This is a genomic window from Sphingomonas faeni, from assembly GCF_003053745.1.
GTDB classification, from domain to species: domain Bacteria; phylum Pseudomonadota; class Alphaproteobacteria; order Sphingomonadales; family Sphingomonadaceae; genus Sphingomonas; species Sphingomonas faeni.
The window spans coordinates 18,997-32,685 of sequence record NZ_QAYE01000004.1 but is presented as its reverse complement, the minus strand read 5'-3'; the positions used below and the strand labels follow the sequence as shown (position 1 = coordinate 32,685).

Sequence of the window (13,689 nt, the reverse complement as noted above, 5' to 3'; positions counted from 1 at the left end):
TAGTGCGCGATGGATAAAGCGGAGATCGCGACCGATTGAAACCGACTTTGCGTGCATGCGCGACGGCGGGCGGCTATCAGGCCGCGCGACGGAGGGTGGGCAACGGGCGGCGGAACGGCTTGAGGACAAAGGTTTGAGGACCAGCGAGTGAATTTCCGTACCAAAACTGCCGATCGCGACGGCTATGCGGATATCGCGCGCGCCGGGCTCGAGCCGCTAAAGGCGCTCGGCAGCCGTTGGCCTGCAATTATTGGCGCGGTGCTGACGCTGGCGATGATCGTCGGGCTGGGGCGCGAACTGCTTGGGCATGGCCTTGCCGGACTGTCGCGCTCGGTGCCGCAGGATCCGCGCTTCTATGTGTGCTTCGGCCTGCTCTACATGTCGCCGCCGACCGGGGATTACGTCATCTTCCGTCGGCTCTGGGGTATTCCGCTCGGTGGCCTCGTTGCGCTCATCAAGAAGCGGATCGCGAACGAGGTCGTGTTCGGATACTCCGGCGACGCGTATTTCTACGCCTGGGCGCGGGCGAAGGCGCGGATGGTGGCGTCGCCGTTCGGTGCGGTGAAGGACGTGTCGATCCTGTCGGCGATCGCGGGCAATGCGGTGACGCTGTTGCTGGTGGCGATCGCGTTGCCGCTCGGCCGGCACCTGCTGACGCACGACCAGTTCCGCACCGTGCTGGCGTCGGCGGGCGTGACGCTGGCCATTTCGCTGCCGTTCCTGATCTTCTCGCGCCGCGTGTTCTCGTTGCCGCGCGCGAAGCTTTGGTGGGTGTTCGGGATCCACTGCATCCGATTGCTGTGCGGATCGGTGCTGATCGCGTTCGCGTGGCATTTCGCGTTGCCGGGCGTGCCGGTGGGGATGTGGCTGTTCCTTGCAGCCGGACGCCTGCTGGTGTCGCGCCTGCCGCTCGTGCCGAACAAGGACCTGCTGTTCGCCAACGCCGCGATCCTGTTGATTGGGCAGGACCAGGCCTTGTCCGAGCTGATTGCGTTCACCGCCGCGCTGACCCTGCTGGTGCATGTCGCGCTGATCATCCTGTTCGGTATCCACGCCGGGCTTACTCGGTTGCGCGCGTGATTCGCGCCTGTGTCGCGCTGGTCGCGATTGCTGCATTTGCGGGGCCGGCCGGGGCGCAGGTGCTCGGGAGCGATGCGGCGGCGTGCCGACCGGGGGAAGGACCCGCAATCGCGGTGGAGGTCACTGGGCTGAAGGATCGTACGGGCGAGTTGAAGCTCGAACTCTATCCTGATGACGAAGCGGGCTTTCTCAAGGATGACCACGTGCTGATCGCGGCGGGAAAGACGTTTCGGCGGGTGGTGGTGCCGACGCCGCCGAGCGGGGCGCCGATGCTGTGCATCCGGGTGCCGCGGCCGGGGCGCTATGCGCTGTTGCTGACGCATAATCGCGACGGGAAGAACAAGTTCAGCTTCTGGACCGATGGCGCCGGGTTCGCGAGCAACGCGAAGCTCGGGCGGTCGCGGCCGAAGGTCGAGCAGGCGCTGGTCGAGGTCGGCGCGGGCGTGACGACGGTGCGGATCACCGTGCAGTATCTGCGCGGGCTCGGCGGGTTCGGGCCCGTCACACCGTGAGAGTGGTCGCATGAGGATCGTCGACGTTAACGAGTTCTACTCGCCGACCGGTGGTGGCGTTCGGACCTATGTCGATCGGAAAATGGGCATCATGTCGGACATGGGCCATGAGTTGATCGTCGTCGCGCCCGGCAAGGAAGACCGCGTCGAGGAGCGGCCTGGCGGCGGGCAGATCGTCTACCTCAAGTCGCCGGGCATGCCGTTCGATCGCAACTACGGGTTGTTCTGGGATGAAAGCGCGATCCACCGCGTGCTCGACGATCTCGATCCGGACGTGGTCGAATGCTGCTCGCCGTGGCGGCCGGCGTGGTTTGTCGGCGACTGGCAGGGACGGGCCGTGAAGTCGTTTTTCATGCACAACGACAATATCGCGGCCTATGCGCAGCGCTGGTTCGCGGGCGTCGCGAGCCATGACCAGATCGAGCGCGGCTTCGCCTGGTACAGCCGGTACATGCGGCGCTTCCTCGAAAAATACGATGTCGTCGTTACCAACGGCCCGGCGCTGGAGAAGCGGCTGCGCGCGCGGGGGCTGAGGATCGACGCGGCGATGCCGCTCGGGATCGAGCGCGGGCATTTCTCGCCGGACCTGCGCGACACGCGGTTGCGCGCGGCGTTGCTGCGGCAGTGCGGGTTGCCCGAGGACGGGATGCTGTTGCTCGGGCTAGGGCGGCATCACGGCGAGAAGCGCTGGCCGCTGGTCGTCGATGCTGTGGCGCGGGCAGGCGCTACGCTGCCGGTCGGGCTGGTGCTGATCGGGGCGGGTGCGCAGACCAAGGCGATCCAGCGGCGGATCGGTGGCTCGCCGCATATCCGGATGTTCGCGCCGGTGTATGACCGCGAGCGGCTGGCGCGGATCATGGCGAGTTGCGATGCGCTGATCCACGGGTCGGAGGCGGAGCCGTTCGGGCTGGTCGCGTCGGAGGCGATGGCGTCGGGCCTGCCGCTGATCGTGCCGGATACGGGCGGATGCGCGGAGGTCGCCGACCGCCACGCGAGCGAGCTTTACGCGGCGCGCGACGCGGAGAGTGCGGCGACGGCGATCGGACGATTATTCGCACGCGATCCGGCGATGTTGCGGCGGGCGGCGGCGGTGGCGGCGCGGCATGTTCGCAGCGACCGCGAGCATGCGGTCGAGCTCATGGACTATTATGCGAAGCTGGTCGCGGCGAAGCACGGCGTGCGACGTACAGGGTGAATCGGGTGTCGGGGGCGGGGACCGCGCGGTAGCCTTCCCGGACCGCGTAGGTCGCGAGCGCTGCGTCGATCCGGTCGTCGCCACTGCTCCACGCGCCTTCGCCGCCGGTCATGATCGCGGGCGGTTGGGCGAGAAGATGCATCCGCGCGTGCGAGACGAGGTGCAGTCGGTATTCCTGATTGCCGTTCAGGAGCGCGGTGCTGCGGAAATAGAAGGGGCCGGTGGCGAAGCGCGGGTCTATCGCCCGGCCAGGGAGGAATTGCGGGGAGAGTGTCGCGACCGGGCCGATGACGTGCTCGCGGTCGAGTGTCGCTCGCACCACTGCGGCGTCGCGCATCGCATCGAGCATCGGGATACCGCCGCTCGCGACGGCTTCGACAGTGGGGGCGAGCCCTGCGCAGGCGAAAACGATTGCGGCGATCCGCATCGCCTTGCCGGGCGGGTGCGCGTGCCAGACAAGCGCCAGCCGCACGAACAGCGCGGGCAGCATCGGCAGCAGATATTGCCGCCATGTCGGCACCGGCGCGAGCGCGGCGATCAGGCCGGCGAGGATCAGCAGGTCGAGGATCAGGTGCCAGCGATGGCGTCTGCCCGCGGTGGCGACGATCGCGAGCAGGGCTGGGCCCAGTGCGAGGAACTTGAGCGTGTCGATGATCTTGGCCGCGTTCGACAGCTTCCAGGGGCGGGCCTGATACCATTCGGTGGGCGCCTGGCTGGGGAAGCTTAGTACGCCGAACAGGAAGCCTTCGGGGGCCTTGAAGAACAGCGCGGTCGTCAATGCGACGAGGGGGAGCGCGCCGAGCAGCGTCCACCACGAGCGGCGGTCGGCGCGGAAGAGCGTCCAGATGCCGTAGGTTATCGCGGGGAGGGCATAGGAGATTTTCGCGGTCGTCGCGGCGGCGAGCAGCGCGCCGATGAGGATCGCGTCGCGCCGGCTTCCCTGGTCGCGCGCGGTTCTGACGATCGCGGGGAGGGCCAGCGCGAGGCAGGCTGCGGGGAGCGCGTCGTTGCGCGCTGTGCCGATGCTGAAAAGGAGGATGTCGCAGGTTGCGAACAGGGCGGCGGCGGTGGTGGCGGCGCTCGTGCTGGCGCCGCCTATGCGGGCGGCGCGGTGAACGGCGGCGATCGTGGCTGTGCCGAGGAGGGCGTTGGTTATGCGGAGGGCTGGCCAGATCCAGGCGCCTGCCAGGGCTGCGATCGGGGCGAAGAGATAGGGTTGGAGTGGGGTTTGGAGGTAGGCGAAGTCTCGGTAGGGGAGGAGGCCGTGTGCGGTGAGGAGGGCGGCGGCGACGTATTGACTCTCGTCGTGGTCGACGGGGCGGAGGAGTGCGAGCGCGATGAGGACCATCGCCAGCGCTGCGAGCATCAGAAGATTGTTCACCCGCGAAGGCGGGTGTCCAGTCTGGGCACCCGCCTTCGCGGGTGAACAATTTTGGGGAGCGGTGTTCCCCATCACTCAGCTCCACCCCGCTCGCTACCACCCCGGCGGAGGCCGGGGCCCAATTGGGGAACGGTTATGACTGAGGGTGGCGGTTCGTTACCATGGCCTTCCCAATTGGGCCCCGGCCTTCGCCGGGGTGGTGTGATGGGGGGCAAGATTAGGCTTTTACCGCGGTCAGGAAATAATCGAGGCTCGTCGAATTGCTCAGCGCGAACCCCGTCGCCGGCGAGAAACTCAGCCCGCGCGTATCCGTTACCCAAAGCCCCGCATCCTTCAGCAACGCGGTCAGTTCCTCAGGCGTCAGGAACTTGTTCCAGTCGTGCGTGCCCTTCGGAATGACGCCTGCACCCTCAGCCACGGTGATCATCGCCAGCCGAGACAGCGGCGTACGATTAGGTGTCGACAGGATCAGCAACCCGCCCACCGCCAGCGTCCGTGCCAAGCCTCGGACGAAGCCCGCAGGGTCGCTGACATGCTCGATCACCTCCAGGCTGGTGACCAGATCGAATTGCCCGACCAGCCCCTCGACTCCCCCCGCGCGGTAGTCGATCGCAAGACCACTCTGCGCCGCATGGATCTCCGCCACCGCGATATTCTCGGGCGCCGCATCGATCCCCGTCACCGCCGCCCCAAGCCGCGCGAGCGGTTCGCACAGCAATCCCGCGCCGCAGCCGACGTCGAGCGCGGTCTTCCCCGCCAGCGGCGTGAAGGTCGAACCGTCCCCCCCCCAATGCGCATCGACCTGCTCGCGGATATAGCGCAACCGTGGCGGGTTGAGCTTGTGGAGCGGGGCGGACGAGCCCTTCGGATCCCACCAGTCCTTCGCCATCGTGCCGAAATGCGCGGCCTCGCGCGGATCGATTGTTGCGCCGTTTACGGTGTCACTTGCCAGTATCATGCGCGCTACCTATCAGGGCCGCCGCTTCGACCCAAAGGGATTTGCGCTGCCAATGGCCCGTATCGTGATGAAATTCGGCGGGACGTCGATGGCTGGGATCGAGCGTATCCGCAACGTCGCCGCGCGCGTGAAGCGCGAAGTCGACGCCGGCAACCAGGTCGCCGTCGTCGTCTCCGCGATGGCCGGCGAGACCGACCGGCTGGTCGGCTTCTGCCGCGAGGCGTCGTCGCTGTACGACGCGAAGGAATATGACGTCGTCGTTTCGGCCGGCGAGCAGATTACGAGTGGTTTGCTCGCGATCGCGCTCCAGGCGGCAGGCTGCAAGGCGCGGTCCTGGCTGGGCTGGCAGTTGCCGATCAACACGTCGGACGCGCACGGATCGGCCCGCATCGGCGAGATCGACACGGCCGCGCTCGACGCGAGCCTAGCGGACGGCGTCGTCGCGGTGATCCCCGGTTTCCAGGGCGTCGCGGATGGCCAGCGCGTCACGACGTTGGGCCGCGGCGGCTCGGATACGTCGGCGGTGGCAATGGCGGCGGCGATGAAGGCCGATCGCTGCGACATCTATACCGACGTCGATGGCGTCTACACGACCGACCCCAGGATCGTGCCCCGCGCGCGGAAACTGAGCAAGGTCACGTACGAAGAGATGCTGGAACTCGCCAGCGTCGGTGCCAAGGTGTTGCAGACGCGGTCTGTCGGCCTTGCGATGAAAGAGAATGTGCGTGTGCGCGTATTGTCCTCGTTCGAGGATGGCGACACCAATGATGGTCACCGCGGCACGTTGATCGTGGGCGAAGAGGAAATCGACGATATGGAACGCCAGCTCATCACCGGCATCGCGCACGACAAGAACGAGGCGAAGATCACCCTGACGCAGGTCAGCGATCGGCCGGGCTCGGTCGCGGCGATCTTCGCGCCGCTCGCGGATGCGGGGATCAACGTCGACATGATCGTGCAGAACGTCGCGCATTCGACGGGATCTACGGACGTGACGTTCACGGTGCCGGCGGCCGATCTCGCGCGCTCGCTCGACGTGCTCGACAAGGCGAAGAGCGCGATCGGTTATGCGACGATCGTCCACGACACGCGCGTTGCCAAGGTGTCCGTCGTTGGCGTCGGCATGCGCAGTCATGCAGGCGTCGCCTCGACGATGTTCACGACGCTCGGCGAGCGCGGCATCAACATCCAGGCGATCGCGACGTCGGAGATCAAGGTCAGCGTGCTGATCGAAGAGGATTATACCGAGCTGGCGGTGCGCGTGCTGCATACCGCGTACGGCCTCGATGCCGAGGATGCGGCTTGAGCTTGATAGATAACGACATGATCCCGGCAGGCGCCGGGACGACGGGGATGGATGCATGACGATCGGTACTGAGCGGCTGCAACGCCGGATGGCGCGTGGCGCCGCGTTCCTCGGGTCGGAGGTCGCGATTCTCGGCGGCGCGATGTCCTGGGTGAGCGAGCGGCATCTCGTGTCGGCGATCTCCAACGCGGGCGGGTTCGGCGTGATCGCGTGCGGCGCGATGACGCCCGCGCTGCTCGATACCGAGATCGCCGCGACCAAGGCGATGACCGACAAGCCGTTCGGCGTGAACTTGATCACGATGCACCCCGATCTGTTCGAGCTAATCGCGGTCTGCGCCAAGCATAAGGTCGGCCATGTCGTGCTCGCCGGTGGCCTGCCGCCGAAGGGCAGCATCGAGGCGATCAAGGAGACGAGCGCCAAGCTGATCGCGTTCTCGCCCGCACTGGCGCTGGCGAAGAAGCTGATTCGTTCGGGCGTCGATGCACTGGTGATCGAGGGGATGGAGGCCGGTGGGCATATCGGTCCGGTCTCGACCAGCGTGCTGGCGCAGGAAATGCTGCCCGAGATCGCCGAGCAGGTGCCGGTGTTCGTCGCGGGCGGAATCGGTCGCGGCGAGGCGATAGCAGGGTATCTCGACATGGGCGCGGCGGGCGTCCAGCTCGGCACGCTGTTCGTGTGTGCGACCGAGTCGATCGCACACGCCAATTTCAAGAAGGCGTTCATCCGGGCGTCGGCACGCGATGCGATCGCCAGCGTGCAGATCGATGCGCGGCTTCCGGTGATCCCGGTGCGCGCGCTGAAGAACGCGTCGAGCGAGTTGTTCACGGCCAAGCAGCGCGAGGTCGCCGGGCATCTCGATGGCGGTGTCGTCGAGATGGCCGAGGCGCAGTTGCAGATCGAGCATTACTGGGCGGGTGCGCTGCGTCGCGCGGTGATCGACGGCGATGTCGAGCATGGCTCGGTGATGGCGGGCCAGTCGGTCGGCATGGTCAAGCGCGAGGAGCCGGTCGCGGACATCATCGGCGGGCTGATGGCGCAGGCGGCCGCGGCGCTGGAAGCGCGCGCGGTTTAACGCTCGATCCTCCCCCGCAAGGGGGAGGTGGCAGGCTCTTGCCTGACGGTGGGGGAGGGTGACGAAACGTCTGTTCCGTGTCCTCCCCCTCCGTCACCTGCGGCGCCACCTCCCCCTGGCGGGGGAGGATTGAGACGGCGGCGACTTCTGCTCAGTGGTGATGCACGGGCGTCTTCCTAGTACCACCCCGGCGGAGGCCGGGGCCCAGTTGGGGGACGTCGCTGACTGAGGTCGCGCTCCGTTACTGCAACCTTTCCAACTGGGCCCCGGCCTCCGCCGGGGTGGTGGAGTGGTGGGGCGGCTTAACGCCGCACGGCGCCGAAGCAGCACACCGCCAACCCCCAACCTCATCCCCTCTCCACTCGCCGCAAAGCGCGTACGGCTTACGTCTCGTTAACCTAACCCGTGCATAGAGTGTCCCGTCGGGGGACGTTACGAGGTGTTGCGATGAGTCGTCGGTTTGCTTTGCTGTCCGTTACCGCGCTAGGCCTGCTGGCCGGCTGCGCACAGAAACCACGGACCGTGGCTGCCGTTGCACCGCCCGTCATCATGGTGCCGGTGCCTGCCCCGGTGATGCCGAAGGGCGCGTCGCCGACCATCGTCATCCCGGTCGCGCTGGCCGACGGCACGTATCCGACGCCGAATCGCAACCTGACGACGTCCGCCAAGGTTTGGCACCTCCGTGCCGCGCTGAACGTCGCCGCGCTGGCGTGTCGCGGGCCGCAGGAATTGACGATCGTCGCGGGTTACAACGCGTTGCTGTCGGCGCAGAAGCCGGTGCTCGCCAAGGCCGAGGCGACCTATGCCAGCGAGTACAAGTCGGGCGGCGGCGACTGGCAGGATCGCTACGACGATTCGATGACGCGCCTCTACAACTTCTTCTCGCAGTCGCCCGCACGCGACGACTTCTGCGCCGCGGCGCAGACGGTTCTCGCGCAGAGCGCCGGTCTGACGGCCGAGGCATTGCCTGCTTTCGCTGCACAGAATCTCCCTGTGCTCGAGCGGCCGTTCACCGATTTCTACCGTGCGGTCGACGCGTGGCGCGGTCGCACCGTGCGTCCGGTTCAACCGCAGCTGATGGTCTCGCGCCAATATGCGTCGAACATGCCGGTGCAGACGGTCACGCAGGCGCGGCTCCAGCCGATCTCGCAGCCGGTGCCACCCGCGCAGCCTCGCCTGAAGCTGGACCCCAGCGTTTTTCAGTAGGCTGATCAGGCCTTGATGGGCGATCCGACCGACCAGCTATGGCCGAACGGATCGCGCACCTGGCCGTAGCGATCGCCCCAGAACTGGTCAGCGACGGGCATCGTCACGACCGCTCCCGCTGCCACCGCGCGGTCCACCCAGGCGTCGGTATCGTCGACCTGGAGATGTAGCGTAATGCCGGCAGGTTCAGGCTCGGCATGACCGCGCCATTCCGGGAACTCGTCGCACAGCATCAGCCAGCCGCCGTTGATTCGCAGGCTGGCCTGCATCAGCCGGACGCCGTCGTCGGCGACGTTCGTCTCGACGATCTCCGCGGCGAATGCAGCCTCGTAGAACGCGAGCGACTCGCGTCCCCGCTGGTTGCGGATGACGAGGAACGGTGTGATTCCGCTGGTGGGACGATCGGCCATGCGAGTCTCCTGCGTTGAACCCTGCCGGCGTACGCCGCTCGCCTGCCCCCGACCAGTGCCGACATGGTGAAGGCAAAGCTTGGCTTACCTGCAAAGACTGGGTTAACAGCCGCGGGAATGGCTGAGGTTTCAGATCGTCCGGCGGAAGGCCGCTTCGAAGGGCGCGAGCACCGGTTTCCGGTGCGCGTCTATTTCGAGGACACCGATCTGTCGGGCGCGGTCTATCACGCCAATTACCTGCGCTACATGGAACGTGCACGCTCCGACATGCTGCGGCTCGGCGGGATCGACCAGCGCGCGACGTTCGAGGCGGGCGAGGGCTCCTACGCGATCGCCAGCGTCGCCATCCGCTATGCCGCACCGGCGAAGCTCGACGACGCCTTGCTGGTCGTCTCGCGAATACGCCGTGTCCGCTCGGCCGGGGTCACCATTCATCAAAGGGTCATGCGCGACGGGGTTGTCTTGGCCGAGGCGGACATTGTGGCGGCATTGGTCGCTCCCAACGGTCGCCCACGCCGCCAGCCACGCGCATGGATCGATATCTACGAACGCCTAGTCTGGCAGGGGGAAGCATGAATCCGGTGTTGACTATGGATAGCGCGACGCTGTCGCCGATCCACTTGTTCCTCCAGGCCGACTGGGTGGTGAAGGGCGTGATGATCGGGCTGCTGCTCGCCAGCATCTGGACCTGGGCGCTGATCGTCGCGTTCTGGCGGCGGATCGGCAAGACGCGCAAGGGCATGACCCGGTTTGAGCGCGATTTCTGGAAGGCCGAGGACATCGACGTCTTCTACAAGGCGGAGGGCGAGAACGACCTGCCGTCGGCGCGCGTGTTCGCGGCGGGCGTGACCGAGTGGCGGCGCTCGACCGCGGGCGGCACGATCGACAAGAGCGGCACGCGCGAGCGACTGGCGACCACGATGGGTGCAGCGGTCGCGGGCGAGATCGACAAGCTGTCGGACCGGCTGAACGTGCTGGCGACGGTCGGCTCGGTGGCGCCGTTCGTCGGGCTGTTCGGGACGGTCTGGGGTATTATGCGGAGCTTCACCAGCATCGCGGCCGCGCAGAACACGTCGCTGGCGGTGGTCGCGCCGGGGATCGCGGAGGCGTTGTTCGCGACCGCGATCGGCCTGTTCGCGGCTATTCCGGCTGTGATCGCGTACAACCGGTTTTCGCACGGCATCAACCGGATCGAGGCGAGCCTCAACCGGTTCGCCGACGGTTTCCACACGACGTTGAGCCGCCAGCTGGACGGCTCGCGATGAGCGCGACGCAAATCCTCCCCGGCACGGGGAGGGGGACCGCGACGCGCAGCGACGTGGTGGAGGGGGTTTTCCCCGCAGCACAGCGTCTGTGGAAAGGCGCCCCCAACGCAACACAGCGCATGGCGCACGCCCCCACCACCAGCTTCGCTGGTCCCCCTCCCCGCGTGCGGGGAGGATTTTAGATGGCGATGAACCTTCCCTCCTCCCGCGGCCGTGGGCGGCGGGCGCCGATGGCGGATATCAACGTTACGCCGCTGGTCGACGTGATGCTGGTGCTGCTGATCATCTTCATGGTGACCGCGCCGCTGATGACCGCGGGCGTCCCGGTGAACCTCCCCGACGCGCGTGCGAAGGCGCTCGACCAGGAGCAGAAGCCCGTCGAGATCTCGATGGACGGCACCGGCGCGCTGTTCATCGACAAGGATCAGGTGACGGACGATGCGCTGCCGGTTCGGCTTGCCGCGATCGCCGCCAGCCGAGCGGTCGGCGACGAGCCGCAAGTGCTCCTGCGCGCGGACCGGAAGCTCGATTACGGGCGCGTGATGCGCGTGATGGGCGAACTCAACCGCGCCGGTCTGAACCGCGTCGCGCTGGTCACCGTCGAGGGTAACCAGAACTGATGGCTGGCTGATGGACCGTTCGGAGAAGATCGGCTTAGGCGTCGCTGTCGTCGGGCACGTCCTGCTGTTCGGCGCGCTGTCGCTCGGGTTTCTCGGCGCGCCCGAACTGCCGAAGAAGATCGAGCAGCAGCCGATCGATGTGAGCCTAGTGCCCGACGTCGCGCTCGAGGCGACCGCGCCGCAATCGGTCGAGACGCCGGCCGAATCGGTCGCGCCGGACGAGGGTGCGCCCGAGGATGCCGCGCCGCCTGCTCCGGAAGAAGCCGAGCCCGAGCCGAAGCCCGATCCCGTGCCGCCTGCGCCGCAGCCCAAGCCCGCACCACCGAAACCTGTGCCCAAACCGCAACCGGCACCCGAGCCGAAGCCTCAGCCCAAACCCAAGCCCGCGCCGCCGAAACCCGTCGCAAAGACCGCGCCGGTCCCGAAGCCCGTCGTGAAGCCACAGCCCAAGGCCGAGAAGGCGCCACCCGCCAAGGCCGCGCCCGCGAAGTCCGCGCCGACCAAGGCTGCGGCGAAACCGAGCGCCACGCCCGCGAAGGCATCGTCGTCCGCGTCGTCGGCCAAGCCCGCCAAGCCGTCCTCGACCAAGGGCAGCGGCTCGACCGCCGAGGCCAAGACCTCGCGGCCACACGGCTCGCGGCTCGGCGACAATTTCCTGAAAGGTCTGTCGGCCGATCCGTCGCCGAGCAAGTCGGAAGCGCCCAAGGCCGCCAAGCTCGGCGCACAGGCGGCGGCGAATATCGGCTCGGCGATCCTGCGGCAGGTGCAGCCCTGCGCCAACCGCCAGGTCACGCCGGGGCCCGGCGCGGAGCGGATCCGCGTGACGATCAACCTGAAGCTCAACCGCGACGGCACGCTGAAATCACGGCCGACGATCAGCGGTCATGCCGGCGTCGACGACGACAACCGGCGCTATGTCGACCGCGTCGACGATCTGGCGATCGCGACCTTCGTCGGATGTTCGCCGCTACGCGGTTTGCCCGACGACCTGTATGACGTGCAGAACGGCTGGAGCAATTTCAGCCTGCGCTACAAACTTCCCGGCTGAGGATGTCCGTTATGACTCGATCGATCCTGGGGTTTTTCCCTTCACCGCTATCGCTGACCCAGCTTGACCGCCACCCCGGCGAAGGCCGGGGCCCAGTTGGAAAGGTCGATGTAACGATGCGCGGACCTCAGTCAGCGGCGTCCCCCAACTGGGCCCCGGCCTTCGCCGGGGTGGAAGCTGTGTTGGTTGGGCGTAAAGCTCGTGCGGTACTGGCTTCGGTTGGGTTGCTCGCGTTCGTCTCCGGCAGTGCAGCGTACGCGCAGGACGCACCCGTTCCAGCGCCCCAGCAGACCCCCGCCGATCCGGCCGCGCCAGCCCCCGCAGGCGATCAGTCCGGCGGACTCGTGGTCGACGTCACCGGCGGTATCTCCGCGCCGATGCCGATCGCGATCCCCGTCATGCCTACCGCAGCGGTCGTCTCGACACCCGCCGGCCAGACCGACGTGCTCGGCCGCCAGCTCGCCGACATCGTCACCAACGACCTGCGCAACTCCGGCCTGTTCACGCCGCTGTCGCCCGGCCAGCTCCGTCCGATCACCTTCCCCGAAGTCACCGCCCCCGGGTTCGACTACTGGGGCAGCACCGGCGCGCAGGCGCTGGTGCAGGGCTTCATCCGCGCGAACGGCGACGGCAACCTGACGGTCGGCTGCTACCTCTACGACGTGTCGTCGAAGGCCGAGCTGACCCGCACCGGGTTCGTCGTGCCGCCGTCGGACTGGCGTCGCGCCGGGCATAAGTGCGCAGACATGGTCTACACCCGCCTCACTGGCGAAGGCGCGTATTTCGACAGCCGCGTCGTGTACGTGTCCGAGACCGGACCCAAGGGCCACCGCATCAAGCGGCTCGCGATCATGGATCAGGACGGCGCCAATCACCGCTTCCTGACCAACGGCCAGTCGATCGTGCTGACCCCGCGGTTCGCGCCGAACCAGCAGTCGATCGTCTATATGAGCTATCTCAACAATCGCCCGGCGATCTATGTCTACGACATCGGCTCGGGCAAGCAGCGCCTGGTGGTCGCGAACGCGAACCTGACGTTTGCGCCGCGCTTCTCGCCGGACGGTCGCAACATCCTGTTCTCGATGGCGCAGGGCGGCAACACCGACGTATACCGCGTGTCGTCGCAGGGAGGGACCCCGCAGCGGCTGACCAACTCGCCGGGGATCGACACCGGCGGCAGCTATTCGCCCGACGGGTCGAAGATCGTGTTCGAGAGCGATCGTTCGGGCGGGCAGCAGATCTACGTGATGAACGCGGACGGATCGAACCAGCAGCGGATCAGCTTCGGCGGCGGGCGCTATGCGACGCCGGTGTGGAGCCCGCGTGGCGACCTGATCGCGTTCACCAAGCTCGGTGGCGGCTTCCGGATCGGCATCATGAGCCCGAGCGGCGGCGGCGAGAAATTGCTGACCAACGACTGGCAGGACGAGGGTCCGAGCTGGTCGCCGAACGGTCGCGTGATCAACTTCTACCGCTCGGGACGCGGCAGCGGCGGCAAGGCCGATCTCTGGTCGGTCGACCTCACGGGCGTCAACGAGCGGAAAATCCCGACGCCGCTCGACGGCTCCGATCCGGCATGGGGCCCCCTGCGGCCCTGAACCTGCTATGGGGGCATGAACGGGAAACGTGATTT

Annotated in this window: 14 protein-coding genes; 11 read left to right on the top strand and 3 right to left on the bottom strand. The window is 67.2% G+C overall.

What is annotated here, in order from left to right:
* The first annotated feature begins 147 nt into the window (after window positions 1–147).
* The 3 genes from C8J25_RS08460 to C8J25_RS08450 are packed head-to-tail and all read left to right on the top strand — an operon-like array spanning window position 148 to window position 2,787.
* On the top strand, window positions 148–1,080 hold the full coding sequence (locus tag C8J25_RS08460; RefSeq protein WP_107954054.1) for a hypothetical protein: 933 nt from the start codon (window positions 148–150) through the stop codon (window positions 1,078–1,080).
* The gene (locus C8J25_RS08455; RefSeq protein ID WP_107954053.1) at window positions 1,077–1,592 is read left to right on the top strand and encodes a DUF2141 domain-containing protein; all 516 of its coding nucleotides are present in this window, start codon (window positions 1,077–1,079) and stop codon (window positions 1,590–1,592) included. Before C8J25_RS08460 ends, C8J25_RS08455 begins: the two co-directional genes overlap by 4 nt.
* Window positions 1,593–1,602: 10 nt before the next feature.
* Window positions 1,603–2,787: a glycosyltransferase gene (locus tag C8J25_RS08450; RefSeq protein ID WP_107954052.1), complete on the top strand. Its 1,185-nt coding sequence runs from the start codon at window positions 1,603–1,605 to the stop codon at window positions 2,785–2,787.
* Here C8J25_RS08450 and C8J25_RS08445 read toward each other — a convergent pair.
* Together C8J25_RS08445 and ubiG are read right to left on the bottom strand one after the other, a co-directional pair.
* Complete coding sequence (locus C8J25_RS08445) at window positions 2,729–4,153, bottom strand: glycosyltransferase family 39 protein (protein ID WP_208622556.1); 1,425 nt, start codon at window positions 4,151–4,153, stop codon at window positions 2,729–2,731. The two genes, C8J25_RS08450 and C8J25_RS08445, sit on opposite strands and share 59 nt — an antisense overlap.
* A gap of 232 nt (window positions 4,154–4,385) precedes the next feature.
* Complete coding sequence (gene ubiG / locus C8J25_RS08440) at window positions 4,386–5,126, bottom strand: bifunctional 2-polyprenyl-6-hydroxyphenol methylase/3-demethylubiquinol 3-O-methyltransferase UbiG (protein WP_107954050.1); 741 nt, start codon at window positions 5,124–5,126, stop codon at window positions 4,386–4,388.
* Between the two features lie 52 nt (window positions 5,127–5,178).
* Here ubiG and C8J25_RS08435 point away from each other — a divergent pair, with 52 nt between their 5' ends.
* The 3 genes from C8J25_RS08435 (at window position 5,179) to C8J25_RS08425 (ending at window position 8,713) form a co-directional block, all read left to right on the top strand.
* A complete protein-coding gene (locus tag C8J25_RS08435) occupies window positions 5,179–6,432 on the top strand; it encodes an aspartate kinase (protein ID WP_107954287.1) in 1,254 nt (417 codons plus the stop codon).
* A gap of 55 nt (window positions 6,433–6,487) precedes the next feature.
* A complete protein-coding gene (locus C8J25_RS08430; protein WP_107954049.1) occupies window positions 6,488–7,507 on the top strand; it encodes an NAD(P)H-dependent flavin oxidoreductase in 1,020 nt (339 codons plus the stop codon).
* A 447-nt stretch (window positions 7,508–7,954) separates the two neighbouring features.
* Window positions 7,955–8,713 carry a hypothetical protein gene (locus tag C8J25_RS08425; RefSeq protein ID WP_107954048.1) on the top strand — a complete coding sequence of 253 codons (759 nt, stop codon included), beginning with the start codon at window positions 7,955–7,957 and terminating at the stop codon, window positions 8,711–8,713.
* Window positions 8,714–8,718: 5 nt separating this feature from the next.
* On the opposite strand, the gene C8J25_RS08420 is transcribed toward C8J25_RS08425, so the two are convergent.
* A complete protein-coding gene (locus C8J25_RS08420) occupies window positions 8,719–9,123 on the bottom strand; it encodes a VOC family protein (protein WP_107954047.1) in 405 nt (134 codons plus the stop codon).
* Between the two features lie 117 nt (window positions 9,124–9,240).
* On the opposite strand from C8J25_RS08420, the gene C8J25_RS08415 reads away from it, so the two are divergent.
* From C8J25_RS08415 to tolB, 5 genes are all read left to right on the top strand, one after another.
* Window positions 9,241–9,699 (top strand): YbgC/FadM family acyl-CoA thioesterase, encoded by a 459-nt coding sequence (locus tag C8J25_RS08415; RefSeq protein ID WP_107954046.1) that lies wholly within the window; start codon window positions 9,241–9,243, stop codon window positions 9,697–9,699.
* Window positions 9,696–10,388, top strand: a complete 693-nt coding sequence (tolQ, locus tag C8J25_RS08410; protein WP_056053223.1) for a protein TolQ — start codon at window positions 9,696–9,698, stop codon at window positions 10,386–10,388. Before C8J25_RS08415 ends, tolQ begins: the two co-directional genes overlap by 4 nt.
* A 182-nt stretch (window positions 10,389–10,570) precedes the next feature.
* Window positions 10,571–11,008 carry a protein TolR gene (gene tolR / locus C8J25_RS08405; RefSeq protein WP_056053220.1) on the top strand — a complete coding sequence of 146 codons (438 nt, stop codon included), beginning with the start codon at window positions 10,571–10,573 and terminating at the stop codon, window positions 11,006–11,008.
* Between the two features lie 10 nt (window positions 11,009–11,018).
* Window positions 11,019–12,056, top strand: a complete 1,038-nt coding sequence (locus C8J25_RS08400; protein WP_107954045.1) for a cell envelope biogenesis protein TolA — start codon at window positions 11,019–11,021, stop codon at window positions 12,054–12,056.
* A gap of 209 nt (window positions 12,057–12,265) precedes the next feature.
* Window positions 12,266–13,654, top strand: a complete 1,389-nt coding sequence (gene tolB, locus C8J25_RS08395) for a Tol-Pal system beta propeller repeat protein TolB (protein WP_425275462.1) — start codon at window positions 12,266–12,268, stop codon at window positions 13,652–13,654.
* The last annotated feature ends 35 nt before the right edge of the window (window positions 13,655–13,689 follow it).